Annotated in this window: 14 protein-coding genes; 7 read left to right on the forward strand and 7 right to left on the reverse strand. The window is 51.7% G+C overall.

Translation table 11 applies throughout. From position 1 onward, the window contains the following. Window positions 1–33 precede the first annotated feature (33 nt). From CRP01_RS00130 to CRP01_RS00140, 3 genes are all read right to left on the reverse strand, one after another. On the reverse strand, window positions 34–1,059 hold the full coding sequence (locus CRP01_RS00130; protein WP_099147947.1) for an LLM class flavin-dependent oxidoreductase: 1,026 nt from the start codon (window positions 1,057–1,059) through the stop codon (window positions 34–36). Between the two features lie 116 nt (window positions 1,060–1,175). Next, entirely contained in the window at window positions 1,176–4,076 is a 2,901-nt protein-coding gene (locus CRP01_RS00135; protein ID WP_170110157.1) for a 3-coathanger stack domain-containing protein, read from the reverse strand. A gap of 230 nt (window positions 4,077–4,306) precedes the next feature. Next, window positions 4,307–7,195 (reverse strand): TonB-dependent receptor domain-containing protein, encoded by a 2,889-nt coding sequence (locus CRP01_RS00140; protein WP_099147949.1) that lies wholly within the window; start codon window positions 7,193–7,195, stop codon window positions 4,307–4,309. Window positions 7,196–7,592: 397 nt separating this feature from the next. On the opposite strand from CRP01_RS00140, the gene CRP01_RS00150 reads away from it, so the two are divergent. The 6 genes from CRP01_RS00150 (at window position 7,593) to CRP01_RS00175 (ending at window position 12,226) form a co-directional block, all read left to right on the forward strand. Further along, a complete protein-coding gene (locus CRP01_RS00150) occupies window positions 7,593–8,633 on the forward strand; it encodes a sensor histidine kinase (protein ID WP_099147951.1) in 1,041 nt (346 codons plus the stop codon). Further along, complete coding sequence (locus tag CRP01_RS00155) at window positions 8,630–9,385, forward strand: LytR/AlgR family response regulator transcription factor (RefSeq protein ID WP_099147952.1); 756 nt, start codon at window positions 8,630–8,632, stop codon at window positions 9,383–9,385. Before CRP01_RS00150 ends, CRP01_RS00155 begins: the two co-directional genes overlap by 4 nt. 160 nt (window positions 9,386–9,545) lie before the next feature. After that, window positions 9,546–10,748: a cytochrome-c peroxidase gene (locus CRP01_RS00160; protein WP_233752601.1), complete on the forward strand. Its 1,203-nt coding sequence runs from the start codon at window positions 9,546–9,548 to the stop codon at window positions 10,746–10,748. Window positions 10,749–10,831: 83 nt separating this feature from the next. Beyond that, window positions 10,832–11,269: an RrF2 family transcriptional regulator gene (locus tag CRP01_RS00165; protein ID WP_099147953.1), complete on the forward strand. Its 438-nt coding sequence runs from the start codon at window positions 10,832–10,834 to the stop codon at window positions 11,267–11,269. 132 nt (window positions 11,270–11,401) lie between these two features. Beyond that, window positions 11,402–11,791, forward strand: coding sequence for a group III truncated hemoglobin (locus tag CRP01_RS00170; protein WP_099147954.1), 390 nt, complete (start codon window positions 11,402–11,404; stop codon window positions 11,789–11,791). Between the two features lie 48 nt (window positions 11,792–11,839). Continuing rightward, window positions 11,840–12,226 (forward strand): hypothetical protein, encoded by a 387-nt coding sequence (locus tag CRP01_RS00175; RefSeq protein ID WP_170110158.1) that lies wholly within the window; start codon window positions 11,840–11,842, stop codon window positions 12,224–12,226. Between the two features lie 6 nt (window positions 12,227–12,232). Here CRP01_RS00175 and CRP01_RS00180 read toward each other — a convergent pair whose 3' ends face one another. Continuing rightward, on the reverse strand, window positions 12,233–12,934 hold the full coding sequence (locus tag CRP01_RS00180; protein ID WP_099147956.1) for a LytR/AlgR family response regulator transcription factor: 702 nt from the start codon (window positions 12,932–12,934) through the stop codon (window positions 12,233–12,235). Further along, window positions 12,931–13,752: a sensor histidine kinase gene (locus CRP01_RS00185; protein WP_099147957.1), complete on the reverse strand. Its 822-nt coding sequence runs from the start codon at window positions 13,750–13,752 to the stop codon at window positions 12,931–12,933. Before CRP01_RS00185 ends, CRP01_RS00180 begins: the two co-directional genes overlap by 4 nt. Before the next feature lie 199 nt (window positions 13,753–13,951). On the opposite strand from CRP01_RS00185, the gene CRP01_RS00190 reads away from it, so the two are divergent. Continuing rightward, entirely contained in the window at window positions 13,952–15,124 is a 1,173-nt protein-coding gene (locus CRP01_RS00190) for a metallophosphoesterase (RefSeq protein ID WP_099147958.1), read from the forward strand. Between the two features lie 68 nt (window positions 15,125–15,192). On the opposite strand, the gene CRP01_RS00195 is transcribed toward CRP01_RS00190, so the two are convergent. Together CRP01_RS00195 and CRP01_RS00200 are read right to left on the reverse strand one after the other, a co-directional pair. Then, entirely contained in the window at window positions 15,193–18,171 is a 2,979-nt protein-coding gene (locus CRP01_RS00195) for a PVC-type heme-binding CxxCH protein (protein WP_099147959.1), read from the reverse strand. Between the two features lie 187 nt (window positions 18,172–18,358). Continuing rightward, window positions 18,359–19,111, reverse strand: a complete 753-nt coding sequence (locus tag CRP01_RS00200) for an anti-sigma factor (RefSeq protein WP_099147960.1) — start codon at window positions 19,109–19,111, stop codon at window positions 18,359–18,361. Window positions 19,112–19,165: the final 54 nt, after the last annotated feature.

The following is a 19,165-nucleotide window of genomic DNA, read 5'->3' on the forward strand; positions in this document are numbered from 1 at the left end:
TAATCCGCCCGGATGGTATCGGAAATGGTCTGATCAGGCCTGATTCACCAAAGGTTTCACCTTAGTGCCGATCAGTTCGATCGAGCGTTTTAACTGCTCGTGGGACAGATCCGCATTGTCCATCTGGAAAGTAAGGCGGTCGATACCTCCGAGCGCTTCACTGTGGCGCAAGATCTTTTCGGCTACTTCTTCCGGGTCGCCGATCAACATAAATCCGAGCGGGCTACGGCTCTGATTAAACCGATCCATAGTCATCGGTGGCCAGCCTCTTTCCCGGCCGATCCGGTTCATATTGCGGGCGTGACCGGGATAATAGTCAGCCACTGCCTGATCCATTGATTCCGCCAGGTAACCGAACGAATGCAATCCGACCTGCATCTGATCTTCCGGGTGACCACTTTTCAGCCAGGCTTCCCGGTAAAGGTCAACCAGCGGCCGAAACCGGTGCGTTTCGCCACCGATCACCGCGATCATCAGAGGGAGCCCCAGCATACCGGCGCGGGCAAAAGAATTAGGCGTACCACCCACACCGAGCCAGATCGGGATCTTCGGTTGGACCGGCCGGGGATAGATCGGCAGGTTTTGGATGGCCGGCCGGAATTTCCCGGACCAACTCACCACCTCGTTTTCCCGGATGTGCAGTAATAGTCCCAACTTTTCGGCAAATAGTGCATCGTAATCGTTTAGTTCAAAACCGAATAACGGAAAGGCTTCGATAGATGAGCCGCGTCCGACGACCATTTCCGCCCGTCCCTGGGAGATCAGGTCCAGCGCCGCGAAACTTTGAAAAACACGGACCGGATCGGCGGCACTCAACACGGTAACGGCACTGGTCAGTTTGATATTCCGGGTTCGGGCCGCCGCCGCCGCCAGGATCGTCACCGGAGCGGCGTCCAGGTATTCTTCCCGGTGGTGTTCTCCGATCCCGAATACATCCAGCCCACAGGCATCCGCGTGTTCCATGCGCTCCAGCAGTTCGGCCATGGCCTGCATGGGGTCCATCCGTGTACCGGTCTCATTGGACCGGGTATAAGCAAAACTATCAATTCCGATTTCCATATTACGATTGGTATGAATAGCAGATAAAATGAAGCCCCGGCCGACCGATCTTTGAACCAGCCGCCGGACCTATTCGTTTGAAAACATTCTGGTCCGGCTAAAGTTTTACAGGCTACTCAATCCAATACGACCAGGCGCTGTTGCGCTCTACCCTGATCCGTGAATAGTTGTACCTGATACATACCGGAGGGCAATCCCTGCAGATCAATCGGCCGACGATAAGTACCGGCTTCCTGCCAAACATCATTTGCCGCTACTACCAACCGGCGACCGGTAAGGTCGGTGATCACGATCCGAACCCGGGAATTTTCCTGCAGCTTATATTCTACATAGATCGCTCCCCGGCCCGGGTTGGGGTATACCTTCAGCTTTAGCTCAGGGCTACTTTTAAGGGCGGAAACCGATTTGGGGAGCTCCTGAGTACTTTCGGCTACGGCCTGGCAATCATCAATGTAGGCCAAAAATTCTGACTCCGCTTGGGCGTGAAAGCCCGGTAAAAGCCGGACGGACTCCCCGGCCACAAAAGTTACCGCAGTAAAAGCCGCAATACTGCCCGCAGATTCCACAGTACTAAAGGCCCGATAAGTATCTGCCGGTACGGGATCCTGATCGAGGGTAAGCATATCGTCATCGCAATCGGGCAGGATCACCTCTTCCACCTGCAGGGTGATCACCCGGCTCATCAGGCTGAGGTCCGGCAGATTCGGGTTGGTGATCAGGCAGACATAATCACCCGAATCCCCTAATTGCAGCGTATTGAATGAAAGCTCATTGCTTCCCGTCACTTCCTGGTAGAACTCGCCTGCTTTATACCATTGATAGACATTACTGGAAACCGTATCATCCACCATGAGGTCAATAACCAGCGAGGTCCCGGCGTCAGCTTCAATGAGAGTATCGGCAAATATTTTCTGTTGTGGAGCGTAGGTGTAAACAGCAAGATCCAGGTCCGAAAAATGAGGGAGCAGGTCCTCAAAGGTAAATTGATTTCCCTGCAGGTACAGATCCGTAAATTGGGGTTTGCCTCCGAAAGCCGGCACGGTACAACTCAAATTATTCCCCTGAACGAGGATCCTGCGAATAAGCGGAGAATTGCTGAGTGGAGGCAGGCAGCCCGTTAGATCATTATTGGCCAGGTACATTCGCTCCAATGCCGGTAAATTGGTAAAATCAGGGATCGTCCCGATCAGCCGATTATCACTGAATTCTATCCATTTCAGGGTGGCACTCTGGCTAAAATCAGGGATCGTTCCTTCCAGGTAATTATGGTCCAGGTAGATCTCTTCGATCATATCCATGCCGGTGAAATCCGGAATGATCCCACTCAGGGCATTAAAGTCTAACCATAACTTGGTCAATTTCGGCAAACTAAAATCCGGCACCTGCCCGCTTAGGTAATTGCCGGAAAAACGCAGGATCAGGACTTCCTGCAAATTGGAAAGATCGGGCAGGGGGCCCGTTAGCTGATTACCGCCGAGCTCCAGATAATCCAGCTTAGGCGTATAGCTAAAGGGAGGCAGCGGACTCATGATGTCATTCACATTCAGCCCCAGCTTAATTAAATTGGGCAGGTTGAGGTCGGGCAATATTCCCTTCAGTTTATTGCTTCTCAAATACAGCCATTTTACACATTCATTGTCGTCCAGCGTCACGCCGTACCAGGTGTGGATCGGCTGGGTCAGATCCCAGCTATTCACCCAGTTGGGGCCATCCGTCGCCTGGTATAGCGAAACGAGAGCCAGGGAATCGAGCATCCGGCAGGATTCGCTACCGTCTCCGACAAACAAATTAATGTCATTGGTATATAAGATGAGGTTGGGAACCAGGTCATTGGTGATCTCGCAGGAGTAGGTTCCGGCGTCGGCACCCGTCAGACCGGAGATGGTCAGTTCATTGGCACCATCGATCTCCTCCAAAAGCATGCCGTCCTTGTACCACACGTAATGATTGGAACTCACCGTATCATCTTCGATCAGATCGATGGTAATCGATCCGCCCAGAGTACCCGCCAGCATCGCCGGAACGCTGATCGGTTGCTGGGGAAAATACTTGAAATGACCTCCCGAGTTATACACGCGATTTATAGAATTCAGATTCGGCAGCAATTCTTCGAACGTAAAGCGATTGTGTTCGATCTCCAGAAATAATAAAGACGGCAGGTTCAGATATTCCGGCACCGTACACTGTAGCTGGTTGTTCTTTACAAAAATAACCTGCAGCGCCGGAGTATGGGAAAATGCCGGAAGGCAACCAACCAATTGATTGTTGGAAAGTACCAGGGATCTTAGGACCGGCAGGCCCGAGAAGTTGGGAATGATCCCCGACAGCTGATTATCCGAAAGGATCAGGTCCAGCAAGACGGGTAAATTAGAAAGATCCGGAATAGTGCCGGTAAGCATATTGTCATGCAAATTCAGATACGTCAGCATCGGGCAGGCAGAAAAATCGGGGACTTCTCCGGTCAGTTGGTTTTCGGCCAGAAAAAGCTCTTCCAATACCGGTAGGCCCGAAAAGTCCGGCACCGATTGCTCCAGTTGATTTCCCCCCAGATCCAGCACCTGTAGTTGAGGCATACCCAGAAAATCGGGAATCGGGCCGGTCAGCTGGTTGTTGGATAATAGCAATTGGGTGAGATCCGGCAGATTGAGATCCGTAAGGTCACCCGAAAGGTTGTTACCGGAACTATTGCGATCGGAAACACAATTATCCTGGCCGTCGAGGTCCAGACAAATTACCCGGCCATTTCCGTCCAAATGAACGCCGTACCAGGTGGACATCGGTTCACTCAGATCCCAGGTGACGGTCCAGTTCGATCCGTCGGTGGCCAGGTAGAAAGCAGCCAGGGCCAGTGAGTCCTCCGTTGTATTCTCATAATAGATGGATCTCAGGCCCGAATGAATAGTCGTACTGGTAGGCTTTGGATGACTGGGTACTGATCTTTCGGGAACAGTTGCTGCAATTGTCGTGGAATACATAAGCGCGAATGCGCTTAGCAGGTAGTAAAGAGAGCGGTTCATACAATCTGATTTGTTATTCTGCGCGTAGAGAGCACGCATTAAAAATATTCGCCCTTAAATTTAATTTTTTTGGTCGTCAACGCCCGGTCGATTGGAAGAAAACTATAAAAATAGATAGGCGGCCGGAAAGGTATGCACCCCAAGGGGTAAAACAGAAGCGCCCACACGATACCGTATGGGCGCTTCCTCTACCGGTTTTAGCTACCGGTTGAGTCATTTTTATGAATGGCTTATTGCACGCGGTCCAGAGTCATTTCCATTCTTTCATTCTTTAGCATCAGCTTGTTTTCCTCCAGCACTACACCATTGTAGGAAATATTGAAATTTCGGAAAGTGACTTCGAAGGAGAATTGTCCACCCTCTACTTTGCCGTTTTTGATGTCCTGTTTACCCATTCTGGTTTCAATGGTACCGGTAAGTTGTTCGCCGTCGATAGAGAACACGAAGGTTTGCTCCATTTCTCCCATCGGTCCCTGCGCTACCCCTTTCCAGGTTCCGCTGAAATCCAGGGCTTTTCCTTCCGGCATGGGCGTACTGGTTCCGGAAGTCGCCGGCTTGGCCGCCTGGTTGTTTCTTCTGGCAGCCCGGTTATTTCTAGCGGGTGCAGCGCTCTCGTTACCACCCTGCATACCGCCACCCTGCATGTCGCCGCCACCGTCACCCATCAGGTCATCGTTTCTAACCGAACGGGTTTTCCGGGTATTGCGGAAATCCATCTGACCGAACTTATAGGTAAAGTTGATCTTCACACTGCGGTTGAGCAGGTACATGTTGCTGACCTGACTAAAAGCTACAGCATCCAGTTCGGATCTGACATTCCAGCCTCTGGAAGCGAAGTTCTCCAGCGCTATGCCGTAGCTACCTCTATCGTTCTTGAAATCTTTGTTCACGCCCAGCGCGTACATACCGAATCCACCGCGATTCCCCTGCAACTCTACTCTTCTTCCCCGCATGAAGGTAAACGCCTGCATACTCCAGCCGCCGTCCAGTTTGAGCTGTGACATCAGCCGGCCGCCGTAGTTGAACCCGGAGTTTTCGGCGGTGATGGAGGTACCGTCCAGGCCGGTTACCTGTCCGTTCAGTCTGGCGTAATCGATATCTACACCGCCATTGACCGACCACTTATCCGAAATGTTGATGTTGGCGAAGAGGTTCATCCCAATAGCCTGTTCCCGGCCGATGTTCTCGTAGGTGCTCAGGATAGCGCCGGGGATCGAATCGATCGGAAAGCGGATCTGGTTGATCGCATTGTCCGTAAGGCGGCCGAATACGGAGATATTGAGGTAGGTCTTTTTGACCATTGTGCTCAGGGCCAGTTCGATATTATCGGTCAGCTCAGGTCGCAGGTTCGGATTACCGACCTCGATGTTCTGGCTGTTCTGAATGTTGACGTTGGGGTTAAGCTGTCTCAGCCAGGGTCTCTGGATGCGGCGGTTGTAGCCCAGTTTCAGGGTCGTCAGACCGCCCAGTTTTTTCGATGCGTTGATACTCGGTACGAGATTGCTGTAATCCGGGATCTGGATATTTTCGTTATCCTGGGTAGCTTCGATGGCTGTGCGTTCCCAGCGAAGGCCGGCTTTGAAAGTATATTTGCTCGGCGTTGAATAGGTATAGGACGTATACGCAGCCGCTACGTTCTGGCTGTAGTCCAAAGTACCGGCGGGCCGGTTAAAATCCTGGGTAAAGGAATTGGGCGTTTCGGCAAACAGGTAGGAATAATCACTGTTGACCATCCGCAGGATCCCCTTGGCGCCTACTTCAAAGATCTGATTATCTCCAAAGGGTGTGATGAAATCCGCCTGCAGGGTAATTTCCTCGTTGAGGTTATCATCCAGGTTTTTCAGGCTGTTCAGGAAAGATTGATTGGCATCGAGGTTATCGGAAACAAAATTGCTGTTTTCGTTTGTACGGCTATACAGGGTGGAAATACTCAGTTCCTGCTGCGGTTTGAAACTTTTCAGGTAATCCAGGTTCAGGTCGATCGTACCGGAATACCGAAGACTATTGATATCCCGCAGATTGGTCGAGAACAGCTCATCGTTGCGGTAGATCTCGGTCGTCTGCAACTGATCGCGCGAAAAACGCCGGACGCCGTAACGGATCCCTCCGGAAAGGAACTGCGTTTTATCCAGATCGTAGTCAAAACCGAGGTTGTAGCGCCCAAAAATACCGTTATCCGAAGCATCGGAAAACTGCTTGGTGAGGTTAACCATGTCGTTTAAGGTGGTCGCCTGGGTGATATCGGTTTCCGCCTTATTGTAGAAAGCGCGTCCGAAACCGCCGAGGGTCAGGCCAAACCGGCCGCGGCGGTAGCTACCGTTCAGTCCCAGGTTCGAACCCCGCAGGCCGACGCCGGTATTGAGGTTCAGATAATAACCTTCCAGGTCATTTTTCTTGGTAATGATATTGATGATCCCTCCGGAACCTTCCGCATCGTATTTGGCAGAAGGCGAAGTGATCACCTCCACCGATTTGATCATGTCCGCCGGCAGCATCTTGAGCGCATCTGCGATGCTGGCCGCAACGATGGTAGAGGGTTTGTTATTGATCAGCACCCGGATATTGGAGCTTCCCCGGATGGATACGTTCCCCTCCAGGTCTACCTGCAGTAAGGGCACTTTCCGCAGCACATCTGCGGCATCTCCTCCTTTGGCCAGGTTGTCTTTCTCTGCATTGTACACCATCCGATCCACCTTTTCTTCGATCAGGGAGCGGTCACTGGTTACCGTTACTTCGTCCAGAACATTGGCACCCTGGGAGAGCGCAACGGCTTCCAGGTCAACGTTTCGCTCTTTTTCGATGACGATGTTTTCCAGTACTTTTTTCTCGAAACCCAGATAGGAAATTTCGATGTAGTAATTGCCGTCGATCAGATCGTTAAGGGAAAATTTGCCCTTATCATCGGTGATCGTTCCGTCGATCAGTTCGTTCTTATCGGTGAGGAAAAGGGAAATGGTTGCAAATTCGACGCCGCTACCGCCCTCCGAATCGAGTACCGTGCCGGCGATACGGGCAATGCCCTTGGTGCGCAGAGACGTACCGGAAGATTGACCGGGGAACTGTGCGTAACTAAATACCAGGGTAAACAGGAGTGATAAAGAGAGGAGAAGTTTTTTCATTTCAATCTATTTGACCATTGCCTCCGGGAGGTGCTGGTTTGCAGGTGATTCAAAATAATGCGATTAACGACGCTAAGGTCTATCTTTTACCTGGTATGATTTTGATGCATATACCATTGCCGGAAATAAGTCGGCACTTTGCCCAAATGAATCGATCTAATGGAATTGCCGAAAATTTCACCCCAGGTATCGATCGAAAAGGCCGGATGGTCGAAGATTACTCCAAAACCAATATTAGAAAGGATATTTGCAGAGAATTTTTGCCGGCAAACCCGGCTTCGGACGGCGATATCCATTGTGAGAAAACCGGCCGCGAATTACGAAACCGGGTAAAAAGGCAGGCAATCGGGCGGACATTATTATTTTGTGCGCATCACCGGGAGTACCATCGCAAAAAATGGAATCATTTGCACAAAAACATAAAAAGGTCCTGTTCCATATCGCATTCTGGTGCGTTTATGCCTCCTTTTTCTTTTACCAGATCACATTTACCCGCGCGGGAGAAGAACTGAACTGGTCGCGGATCTTCAAAGACTTCACCTTTCACATGGCCGCGATGATGGCCATCAGTTATCTAAACTATTTTTACTTCCTGCCAAGGTTGTTGAAACACAAGAACTTCGGACGCTATGCCCTGGAGTTTATCCCCGTTTTCCTGGTGCTGGCCTATCTGGTAGTGCTGATCAAACAATCCATTTTGAGTCAGCATTTTTTTTCCAAACACATCTATTCCACCCGCTTTACCGTCAATGTAATGATCAGTGCGCTGTTTCTGGTCGTTTTTGTCGGACTGCTGAAATTTGTAGAAGACTGGTTTGAACTGGAAGCGCGAAAAAAGGAACTGGAAAACGAAAGCCTGACTTCAGAACTGCGCTTTCTCAAAGCGCAGATCAATCCCCACTTTCTCTTCAATACCCTCAACAACCTGTATTATCTGGCCTATACCAAATCCCAGAATACGACCGAAGTGATCTCCAAGCTGTCGCAAATGATGCGCTATATGCTTTACGACAGCAATCACCCGGAAGTGCCGCTGAGTAAGGAGATCGAATACATGCAGAATTACATCAGCCTGGAACAACTGCGCCTGGGGAATCACGTGCCTATTGAATTTGCAATTCAAGGTGATGTATCCGGCGTAAAAATTGCGCCGCTGGTACTGATCACCTTCCTGGAAAATGCCTTTAAACACGGCGTGAGTAATTCCGATGCCGATTCCTGGATCAATATTACCATTCAGGTCAGGGACCGCCAGTGTTATTACCGGGTGGAGAATAGCAAGATCCCGGAATCGGGCAAGACCGTCAAGGAAAAATCGGGCATCGGATTGTCGAATGTAAAACGTCGACTGCAGCTGAGCTATCCGGATAACTACCGGCTGGAAATTCAGGATCTGGAGGATCGCTATGCCGTTGAACTAAAAATTGATCTGGCATGAACTTAACGTGTATCATCATCGAGGACGAACCCCTGGCGCGCAATCTGCTCACTGAATACATCGCCATGATCAGCACGCTGGAACTGCTCGAATCTTTCTCCAACCCGGTAAAAGCCCTTGACTTTCTCCGCACCCGGGAACCCGATATTCTTTTCCTGGATGTGCAGATGCCGGAGATCACCGGTATTTCGCTGCTCAAGATCCTTAAAACCAAACCGATCGTCATTTTAACCACCGCTTATTCGGAATACGCGATCGAAGGCTACGAACTCGACGTAACGGATTACCTGCTCAAGCCCATCACTTTTGAACGATTCCTGAAGGCAGTGGAGAAAGCCACAGATCGCCTGGCGGATCCGGGAAACAGCTCCGCAAAGGGAACCACCATCCGGGAAGAGGCGCCGGCTACTCTCCAGCCGATTGACTACCTTTTCGTTAAGGACGGCACCCGCCACGTCAAACTACGCCTAAACGAGATTAGATTTATCAAGGGCCTCAAAGATTATATCGCCATTCATACCCCAAAAGGAAAGATCACTACACTGCAACGTTTGAAAACTCTTGAGGAGCAATTACCGGCTTCGCATTTTGTACGGGTCCACCATTCCTACATCGTTGCCCTCGAATGGATCGACATTATCGACCGCGACAGTGTACAGATCGGAGAAACGGTCATTCCGGTCAGCGATACCTACCGCAAGGCTTTTAAAGCCATTATTGACCAAAAGCATCTGGATAATCTGGGGCACTGACATTTCCGGTTGCGCCTTAGCTATTCCATGCTGAAACATTTATCCTTTCCGGCCTGCAATTTTCGCCATATTGGCAATGATATTTCTCATTTCGGATAAATTTATCCGAAATAGGATTTAATGCTATCTTTAGGCCTCACCAAAACCAACATTACCCGTTGTGAGCAGGAACTATCTCCTTGTATGCCTTTCCCTTTTCGCGCTGATCCTCTCCAGTTGTAACACGGAGGAACAGGAGCGGGAGCGCATGCTGAAAGCAAGAGCCCGCCGGAAAGTCGCATTGCAAAAACTGAGCCGGGTGAGCGCACTCCCCCTGAACGTACAGGCTCCGGGCAACAATCCGACAACGCCCGGCAAAGTAGCTCTGGGGAAACTGTTGTTCTACGATCCGGTCCTGTCCGGCGATCAGGATGTTGCCTGCGCCACCTGTCATCATCCCGATAACGGTTACGCTGAGTTTCGAGACATTTCCATCGGTGTAAACGGGCGGGGATTTGGCAGTCGTCGCAGTTTCCGGCAACCAAATGATATCCCCTTTGTAAAACGCAACGCCCATACGATTCTCAACACCGCTTTCAATGGCATCAACCACCAAAATCGGTATCAGCCCGAACGCGCGCCGATGTTCTGGGACGGCCGGGTCGAAAGCCTGGAAGCACAGGCACTGGAACCCATTAAGACCCTGGAAGAGATGCGGGGCCGCCATTACCCGGAGGCAGATATACTCGATGAGGTGATCCGGCGTCTGAAGGCAATTCCGGAGTACGTGCAGCTGTTCCAAAAAGTATTTCCGGATCCCGATCCCGTCACCGCAGAAAATCTCGGCAGAGCCATCGCCGCGTTTGAACGGAGCCTGGTGACCAATAACTCCCGTTTTGATCAGTACATGCGGGGAGATAAAAATGCTATTTCTCTGGATGAAAAAGACGGCTTTGAATTATTCAAAAAAGTAGGCTGCGCCAATTGCCACAACGGCCCGATGTTCTCCGATTACAAGATGCATGTATTGGGCGTACCGGAAAATGATAAACTGGATCAGGTCGATCGGGGTTTCGAAGAGCGGTTTGCCTTCCGCACCCCCAGCCTGCGCAATCTGCGCTTTACGGCACCCTATATGCACAACGGGGAGCTGAAAAGTCTGAAGAGCGTGCTGGAGTTCTACCAGGACATTTCTCAGGGTAAAAACCGCAACCGGAGTGTGCCCAATGAACAACTGGATACGCTGATCCGGGAACTCCAGATCACCGTACGGGACATGGCTCCCATTATTTCGTTTTTCAATACGCTGAACGATGATCAATTTGACCGGGAAGTACCGGCGGAAGTGCCCAGCGGGCTACAGGTGGGAGGCAACATTCGTTAAATAGAGGGTAACAGGTTTTATTCCGGATAAATTAGTCCGAAATACCAATAAGATGTACATTGTCAGAGTAATAAACCGCAGATATGTTTTCCAAAGCGTGTGAATACGGCATTAAAGCAACTTTATACATTGCCACTCAATCCCTACAGGATCAACGGGTTAACCTGCGGGATATAGCCGGTGAGATCAACTCTCCCGAAGCATTTACCGCCAAGATCCTGCAGCAACTGGCCCGTAGCCGGATCGTCGATTCTGTAAAGGGACCGTACGGGGGGTTTCAGATCAGCAGGGAGCGGATCGGTGCGATCAAACTCAGCGAGATCGTTTCCGCGATCGATGGAGACAATATCTATCGGGGCTGCGCCCTCGGACTGGAGCAATGCAATGCCCAAAAGCCCTGCCCCCTGCACGATAAATTTGTGGGGATCCGGAATGACCTTCGGAAGATGCTGGAAAGCACCAGTCTTTACGAACTGGCTACCGGTCTGGAGGTTGGTCTGACTTTTCTGGTGCGTGATTGAGCGTACCGTTAACGGATAGGAACAGCGATTGAAAGAAGATACGGGTATTAAAGTATCAGATACAAACTCAGATAAAGAAAATAGGTAGCCTGGCTCTGGGTTCAGAGCATTAAAATAGTCGAACGAAAATCGATGAAACGAGAAATTCAGGAACTGAAAGATATTCAGCAATTGGTAGATACCTTCTACGAAAAGGTAAGAACGGATGACCTGCTGGGACCCATTTTTAACGGTGTGATCCGGGACCGGTGGCCGATGCACCTCCAGAAGATGTACAATTTCTGGCAAACCGTACTGCTGAAGGAACATACCTATAACGGCCGGCCATTTCCTCCCCATTACCAGCTGCCGGTGGATGCCCGTCATTTCGAACACTGGCTCCACCTGTTCTCCGAAACCGTAGACGAACTTTTCACCGGCGAAAAAGCTACGGAAGCCAAATGGCGGGCGCAAAAGATGGCGGAAATGTTTCAGTACAAGATCGCCTACTTCCGGGGGAACAGTTCGGGCCCTCTGGTTTGAACCGGAGCGGGACAATAGCAAACCGTCAGTTTTTCGAAAATACCGATGATGAATTCTAGACATGAAACTGGGCAGGCCCTGATGTTACACGATCTGTTCCCCGGAGTACCGGCGACCAGATTATTGGCGGGAGACCTGCAACCAGCAGAGATGCAGCTTCCGATAGCGGCTAAACTGGCGCACCATCTCGGATTGGGTTTTACGCCGCCTGCTGTTGATAGGCCACCCAACCTCTGCCTGGCCAATGAAGAAGAGGTCCAGACGATATACCGCAGCTCACTCACCGCCACGGAGATCTTTTACTACGTGCTGGACTGCATCGAATTTCCGGAGTCCACCTCGGACCGCGTCCCCTACCCTTCCACGGCAACCCGATTCTGGGCCCGGGCAAAACGGGGCCGTCACCGGTTTAAACCAGGAGATAGCGGATGCTGAATCAAATTACAATTGCTTCAGGGAGTTGATAAAGGACAACTTGTAGGTTTTTCCGATCGGCACCTCCTGGCCGCCGATCCGTATACGATTCCCTTCAATACTTTGGATATACCTACGGGCAACCGCAAAAGACTTATGTACCTGCACCAGATCCGGATGGTCCAATCTGGCGAGCAGGTCGGAGAAGGTTTCCCGAATAGTGATCGTTTCATCGCCGGTTGTGATCTTGGTGTAGTTGCCGGCCGCTTCAATAAATCGGATGGCCTCCAGATCAATTTGCAGCCAGGATTTATTCTGTCGCAGGAAGACAAGCTGACGATCATTGGGCGCCGGCTGCGCCGGTTTAGAAATTTCCGATGTAGCTGGTAGCGCCTTGTTAACCGCTTTGAGAAAACGTTCAAAATTAAAGGGTTTCAGCAAGTAATCGGCAATATTGAGTTCGTAGCCTTCCAGCGCGTATTCGCGGTAGGCTGTGGTGACAATGACCTGCGGCGGATCCTGCAGCGTGCGCAAAAATTCAAAACCCTTGAGCTTGGGCATATTCAGGTCCAGAAAGATCAGGTCTACCGGATGTTCCCGCAGATATTCCAGGGCCTCAATGGCATCGTAACAATGCCGGGCCAGGTGAAAGCCGGAAAGCAGATCGCAGTATCCCTTGATGATATCGTGCGCCATATGTTCATCGTCGACGATTAGATAGGAGATCATACGGACTGTAGTTTTAAGGAGGCTTTGTAAATACCGTCGGATCGATGGAGCGATAATTCGTGCCGTTTGGGGTAGGCCAGATTCAGGCGTCGCCGGAGATTTTTGAGGCCTACTCCGGAGGGTGCAGCCGCCGCTTCCGGATCAAAGTTGTTGGTCACCTCAAATTCGATTGATCTGCTGGTCGCCTGCAGGCGAATATGGATGAATGCGCCGGAGCGTAGCTGCTCTACCCCGTGTTTGAAAGCGTTTTCGGTCAGAATGATGAACAAGAGCGGCCGGACTTTCCATTCTTCATCCGGGATATCCACGGCAAATTGCACATCGATAGTCTTGTGGTAACGCATCTGATGCAGGGCAACGTAATTCTTTAGATAGTCCACTTCTTCGGCCAGCGTAACGTATTCCCGCTGGCCTTCGTGAATGCTGTACCGCATCATATCGGAAAGCTTGATGATCAGATCCTGGGCCCTCCGGGTGTCCTTCTCAACCATACCGTAGAGATTGTTGAGGATATTGAAGAAGAAATGGGGATTGACCTGCCCCTGCAGGTGCCTCAATTCCATCTTCACCGTTTCGTTTTTCAATCGGAAGATGCTGATGATCTGTTGGATCAACCAGACCAGTCCCAGCGCAATGATCAGGATGTAATAAGACAGGATCAGCACCGCAAACACCGGATTCGAATTTTCGAAGAACCTAACGGATTCCTGTCCGGTAGTGATCAACACCGTAGCTACGATCAAGATCGGTATACTCAGCGATACGAGGGCGATCAGCCCGAATATCTTCCACTTGTTCCGGTAGATTTTTAATAACATGCGGCAAAATTAGGTGTAGCGTATCAATCCGCAAAAATAATTTGATGTACGTGACGGTGGCCGGGGCAAACGGCAGTCTGGCCGTTACGAAAGCAATTGATAGCGTCCTAACGGTTTTCTGCAACCGCCAGACCGGAGTAGGTCCCTTTCTTTTGTTTCCTCTTCCATTCTCCTGTTTCTTGCCCTTCAAAAAAGAATAATGAAAAAAAGAATTCTGCGCTACCTTAAACACATCAGTCTTACTTTTCTAGTACTAATTGCGGTGGGTTTTACAATTTTGGTCCGGGAAGGCGGATCGGTCCACTACGGGGATGATCCGCGGAGACTGGTTCTAGACGGAGAAGGTCCCTACGTTTTCTTCAAAGGTGATAGTATCCTGAACGTCCGGTATCTACGCGGTAATAAGGAGGACGGCTTTTACACGGATGTGAAAGAGTACCCCACTAAGGAGCCGGTAAAGGCCAGTTGTTATTTCCCATTAGATTCCTCCAACTTTAGCTTCGAGATCCATCCGGATATCATCCCACCGCCGGCAAACTATCAGGATGACCAGCCAATTCTGGCAATTTCCGACATCGAAAGCGGCTATAAAACCTTCCGCGATTTTTTAATCCGGAGTCAGGTCATTGACCGGGATCTTAACTGGACCTTCGGTCGGGGACACCTGGTGCTGGTCGGGGATTTTGTAGACCGGGGATTTTCTACCACCCAGGTGCTTTGGTTCATCTACAAACTGGAACAGGCCGCTCAACGAGAAGGCGGAAAAGTACACTACATTCTCGGTAACCACGAGCTCAAAAATTTACAGGGAAAATACGAATCGGCTTCGCCTAAATACTACGGCGTAGCTGCCATTTTGGGCAAACAACCGCAGGAGCTTTACGGTCCGGATGCCTTCATCGGCAGATGGATGTCCAGCAAAAATACGCTGGAGCGGATCAATGGCGTCCTTTTTGTGCACGGAGGGATCCATCCCGAGGTCGCAGCGCTTCCGCATGACCTCGGGGCGATCAACCAACTGGTCCGGGAGCAGTACTATCGGGCATATTTCCCCAAAGCCCAAAGTTCCGGGGAAGAGTTACTGACCTCTACCCGCACCGGCCTGGCCTGGTATCGCGGCTACTTTCGGGCGGATCCCGAGCAGGAGCAGATTGATGCCATCCTGAATAAATTCGAAGCCCGGGCCATTGTGGTGGGACATACCCTGCAATCCCGGGTCAATGCCTCCTTTGCGGGAAAAGTGATCGGCATAGACGTCAAACATCCGAAAGATTACCAGAGCAATCTACCGGCCGGCAGATCAGAAGCCCTGCTGATCGAAGGCGGACAGTTCTATCGCGTACTGCATACCGGCGAACGGGTTGCTCTGTAGCACACCATCCGGGGCGGGCGGACAGGCGCCCGCCCCGGATGGATGCTTGTTTAGTAACTCCCGTCAGGTCAAATGATCTCCTGTTGTAAAAATGCCAACAGATCGGCCAGGTCCTGCTCACTCATGCCGGCTTCCAGTCCTTCCGGCATCAGGGACTGCCCCAGTGAGGCAAAAGTTTCGACCTCCTGCTTGGGGATCTGCACGGCCTGCCCACCCAGCATTTTCAGGGTGATCTCCGCGTCCGTTTCCTGTTCTACGATGCCGACGTAGATATCGCCGTTTTTAGTCTGGACGCGATGGCTCAGATATTTGGTATCCACCGCAGCGTTCGGATCGAGGATATCGTGGAGCAGAGAAGCTTTGCTTTTGCGCTGAATCTCGGTGAGCACGGGTCCGACGTCCTGCCCCGTGGCCCCGTATCGGTGACAGGTACCGCATAAGGTGCCGAAGACCTCCTTACCCGCTGCGACGTTCCCTTTCAGGTCCAGCGCCGGCCGCATCTTATCCATCGCCACCTTGCGGGTGACCACTCCGGCATCGCTAAACAATGCTTCGGCGCGGGTACGGATCGCTGCATCTTCGGAAAAAAGCAGCTCCCTCCTCCTTTCCAGATCGAAATTCAGCTCGCCCAGGGAGATCTTCCCGTTTTCCAGAGCCGACAGCAGCCGGTCGTGATTGTATGCTTTGTACAACAGGATATTTCCGGCACCCTTTCTGGACTCCGGCCCGAAGCTGGCCCAGCGAGCCAGTAGTTCATCACCGATGCTTTCGTCATTTTCCGCCCGGAGTTGCCGCAGAGCTTCCTGCTGCAGTACGAGCGGCTGGCGGTTATCCAGCAATTGGTACAACATTTCAGCGCGCCGCTCAAAATTATCCAGCCCGGTTAATTTCAGGAGTTCCAGGCGTTCTTCCGGACTCAGGTCATTGTCAAAAAGGTCCGTTTTAGCCTGGGCCAGACTGCTTTTTATTTTCTCAGAAACGGGCAAACCCATTACTTCCCGTAAGTGCCCGGCAGCTCGGATCAGTGCAGTGTTGCCGTTACGCTCCAGGCTTTCCAGCGCCGGAACGAGCGCCGGACCGGCTTTCCCTTTTCCCGACCAGCCCGCGGCCAATCCATCTACCCAACGGGCCCGTTCGGCATCGTCAATCACTTCCGAAGCTGCGATCTTCCCCAACAGCCCGGCCACTGCCGCCGGTGCCTGGGTTTTACCGATCATTTTATTGAGCAGACGGGCCACTTCCAGTTGCTGATCGTTCAGTTTATCGTTACCGGCTAACAGGCCTTCCGTAAATGGCAGAGCCGCTTTTTTCAGCGCAGTAGCCGTGGCCAGGATCAACCACTGGTCACCCGCATGTTCTTCCTGGAGTAAAGACTGGAAAGTGTCGATCAGGGCTTCGGACGTAGCCTGGAATTGCTCGTCCGTAATGGTGCTCAAGGCCAGTGCAGCCTGCATCCGGACGCGGGCGTTCTCATCCTTGGTCATTTCTAACAGGGAGCGGATCCAATCGGACGATCCCGGTAGCCGCTTCTCAGCGATCCGGATCGCATTTTCTCTTACTCCTGCTTCCGCATCACCCAATGCCTGCCGGAGGATCTCATCGTTGAGTGCGCTAAGGCCTTCCAGGGTCCACATGGCGTGGAGGCGTGCCAGCGGCGATTCCGAGCTACGGAGCAGTGTTTCCAATGGTGCCGCCGATCCGGCGGCTGCTTTCTCTACCAATAGCCGCTGGGCCGTCATTCGCGTCCATTGATTGGGATTGGCCAGTTGCTTGACCAGTTCTTCCGGTTCCATTCCGGCCAGCGCGGATGGCGATTGCAGCGTACTGGCTCGCGGGCTGATCCGATAGATACGCCCCTGATCCTTGCCCGCGTTCAGGTCCAGCGTGGCTTCGATCTCATCGGGGATCCATTCCGGATGCTCGATCACGTCCCGGTGAATATCCAGTACATAAAGGGCACCATCGGGACCGGTAGTGAGGTTGACCGGCCGGAAAGCCCGGTCGGTAGAGGCCAGAAATTCAACTTTTTCCCGTTTCCGCGAAGTTTTAAAGGCAGCCCCATCGGGCGAAAGCACATCCAGGTGTATCAGGTTCAGCACCACATCCGCCACAAAAATATGATCGTTGAAGCCATCCGGGAAAGCCCCGCCTCCGTAAAAGGTGATCCCACATGACCCCGAGAAGTAACCCGATTGTTCCGGGTGGTTCACCCGGGATTCCTGTTCTCCGATCGGATAGATGCGGGAAAGCCCATTTTCGTCGTGATCCGATATCAGGGTCAGGGCGTGACGCCGGTTAGCCGGTACCCCTTCCAGATACCGGTTCTCGAATACCAGATGGGAGACATGTTCCAGGTTGTGGGTTTCGTACATATGGCCCCACTGATCAAAAGCCAGGCCATATCCACCCGACGATTCACCAACCCGCTCCACGCGATCCGGCATCAGTTGAAAACGAAAATCATCTCCGCGCATATCCAGCCGGAGTTCTGGATCCACAGCGAAATAAGGTTCGCCGGAATTCCCGCCGTTGGCGGCATATAACCAGTTATCCAGGCCGTAGGTCAGGCCGTTGAAGTTATGTTGCAGGTTGCCCGTACTGAAACCGCTCATGATCACCTGGTAATCGTCGGCTACCCGGTCGTCATCGGTATCCCGGATATAGAGCAGATCCGGAGGAGCAGCTACCAGGAATCCTTCGCGGTAGGGCATAAACGAAGAGGCGAGCTGTAGCTTGTCGGCAAATACCTGGCGCCGGTCGTACTGCCCATCCTGGTCGGTATCTTCCAGGAGAATGAGACGGCTTTCGGCATCACGTAGCGGATAACCCGGCATTTCGAGGACAAACGCCCGGCCGTAGGCGTCGAACTGGAGATCGACCGGATCCATTACCAATGGTTCGGCGGCCATTACTTCCAGCCGGAAATCGGGATGGATCACAAAGCCGGGTAGTTCTTCTTCGGGAGTTTGTCCGCAGGAAGAAAAGAGGAACAGTGCCAGAAAAACTGCAAAGCAGCATTCCGGATACGAAATTGATTTAGGAGGCATAATAGAGGCTAATAGGTGTCAAAAAAATAAGGCGCACTGATATGATCAGGACGCGGCCACGACGCACCGCCCTGACTTTCGGTAAATTACAAAATGTAGCAAAAATAAAAGAGGTGCAAACCGGTAAAACCGCTGCACCTCTTTATTTGTAGGTTGTTTGTTGTATTAATTTAACTACTGCCTGTTCCTACCCACTGATCATGTGTACGTCGGTAGGACTCGGACTTCCGCCGGCGGGTTCCAGCGAAACGGCAAAAACGGAGACGTCCGCCAGGTAGGGAACGGGAATGAAATTGATCCCATCTCCCTGCGGGATATTAAATACATCCATACTCTGCGGCACGCCGCTCGCTCCGATGCCCCACAGCTGATACTGCTGGCCGGCCGGTGGCGGTGGCAGTTCCCGAATATCCAGGAAAGCCTGCTGGGCCTGCGTGTTGTAGTACACATTGGCAACGGCTCCCGGATTCTTATCGGGAAGTCCGCGCATGATGAAAGTCTGATTACCTTCGCTCCGTAGGACGGCCAGACTCAGCACGATCTGTTCGAGGGAATCCTGGATCTGATCACAATTTACCTGTAGTTGTTGTAATTCCGTTTGAGTGGTGTTCAGGTTTTCCTGTAATTCATCGGTCTGGAACCAAAAGTAAATAGCTCCCGCAAGTGCGGTAATCAGTAAAAAGCCAAGAATGGGTAGTATCGGGCCACTACCGGAATCTGTTTGGGGCGGAGTCGTCGAGCCGGGCGGAACGTCCTTATCCAGGGTTTCCAGCCGACGGATGATCCGACCGGGCAGGTCCGCAGGCATAGGAATGCCCTTGGCGACTGCATACTGGGTCAGTGCATCCTCCATGGCATTGAGCTCAGACTTTATTTCCGGATACGCAGCAACTACCTGTTCCACTTCCCGCGCTTCACTCTCGGAGAGTAGTCCGAGCAAATATTGCTCTAATTTTCCCGATGATTTGTACGCTTCAATATTCACGATGTCAAA

Origin of the sequence: Flavilitoribacter nigricans DSM 23189 = NBRC 102662, assembly GCF_002646595.1 — a bacterium.
GTDB classification, from domain to species: domain Bacteria; phylum Bacteroidota; class Bacteroidia; order Chitinophagales; family Saprospiraceae; genus Flavilitoribacter; species Flavilitoribacter nigricans.

Excerpts from the sequence above, each read along its gene's own strand:
- CRP01_RS00185 (WP_099147957.1), bottom strand. The coding sequence starts at position 13,752 with ATGTTATTAAAAATCTACCGGAACAAGTGGAAGATATTCGGGCTGATC.
- CRP01_RS00190 (WP_099147958.1), top strand. The coding sequence starts at position 13,952 with ATGAAAAAAAGAATTCTGCGCTACCTTAAACACATCAGTCTTACTTTT.
- CRP01_RS00155 (WP_099147952.1), top strand. The coding sequence starts at position 8,630 with ATGAACTTAACGTGTATCATCATCGAGGACGAACCCCTGGCGCGCAAT.
- CRP01_RS00170 (WP_099147954.1), top strand. The coding sequence starts at position 11,402 with ATGAAACGAGAAATTCAGGAACTGAAAGATATTCAGCAATTGGTAGAT.
- CRP01_RS00135 (WP_170110157.1), bottom strand. The coding sequence starts at position 4,076 with ATGAACCGCTCTCTTTACTACCTGCTAAGCGCATTCGCGCTTATGTAT.
- CRP01_RS00195 (WP_099147959.1), bottom strand. The coding sequence starts at position 18,171 with ATGCCTCCTAAATCAATTTCGTATCCGGAATGCTGCTTTGCAGTTTTT.
- CRP01_RS00165 (WP_099147953.1), top strand. The coding sequence starts at position 10,832 with ATGTTTTCCAAAGCGTGTGAATACGGCATTAAAGCAACTTTATACATT.
- CRP01_RS00150 (WP_099147951.1), top strand. The coding sequence starts at position 7,593 with ATGGAATCATTTGCACAAAAACATAAAAAGGTCCTGTTCCATATCGCA.
- CRP01_RS00180 (WP_099147956.1), bottom strand. The coding sequence starts at position 12,934 with ATGATCTCCTATCTAATCGTCGACGATGAACATATGGCGCACGATATC.
- CRP01_RS00130 (WP_099147947.1), bottom strand. The coding sequence starts at position 1,059 with ATGGAAATCGGAATTGATAGTTTTGCTTATACCCGGTCCAATGAGACC.
- CRP01_RS00140 (WP_099147949.1), bottom strand. The coding sequence starts at position 7,195 with ATGAAAAAACTTCTCCTCTCTTTATCACTCCTGTTTACCCTGGTATTT.
- CRP01_RS00175 (WP_170110158.1), top strand. The coding sequence starts at position 11,840 with ATGAATTCTAGACATGAAACTGGGCAGGCCCTGATGTTACACGATCTG.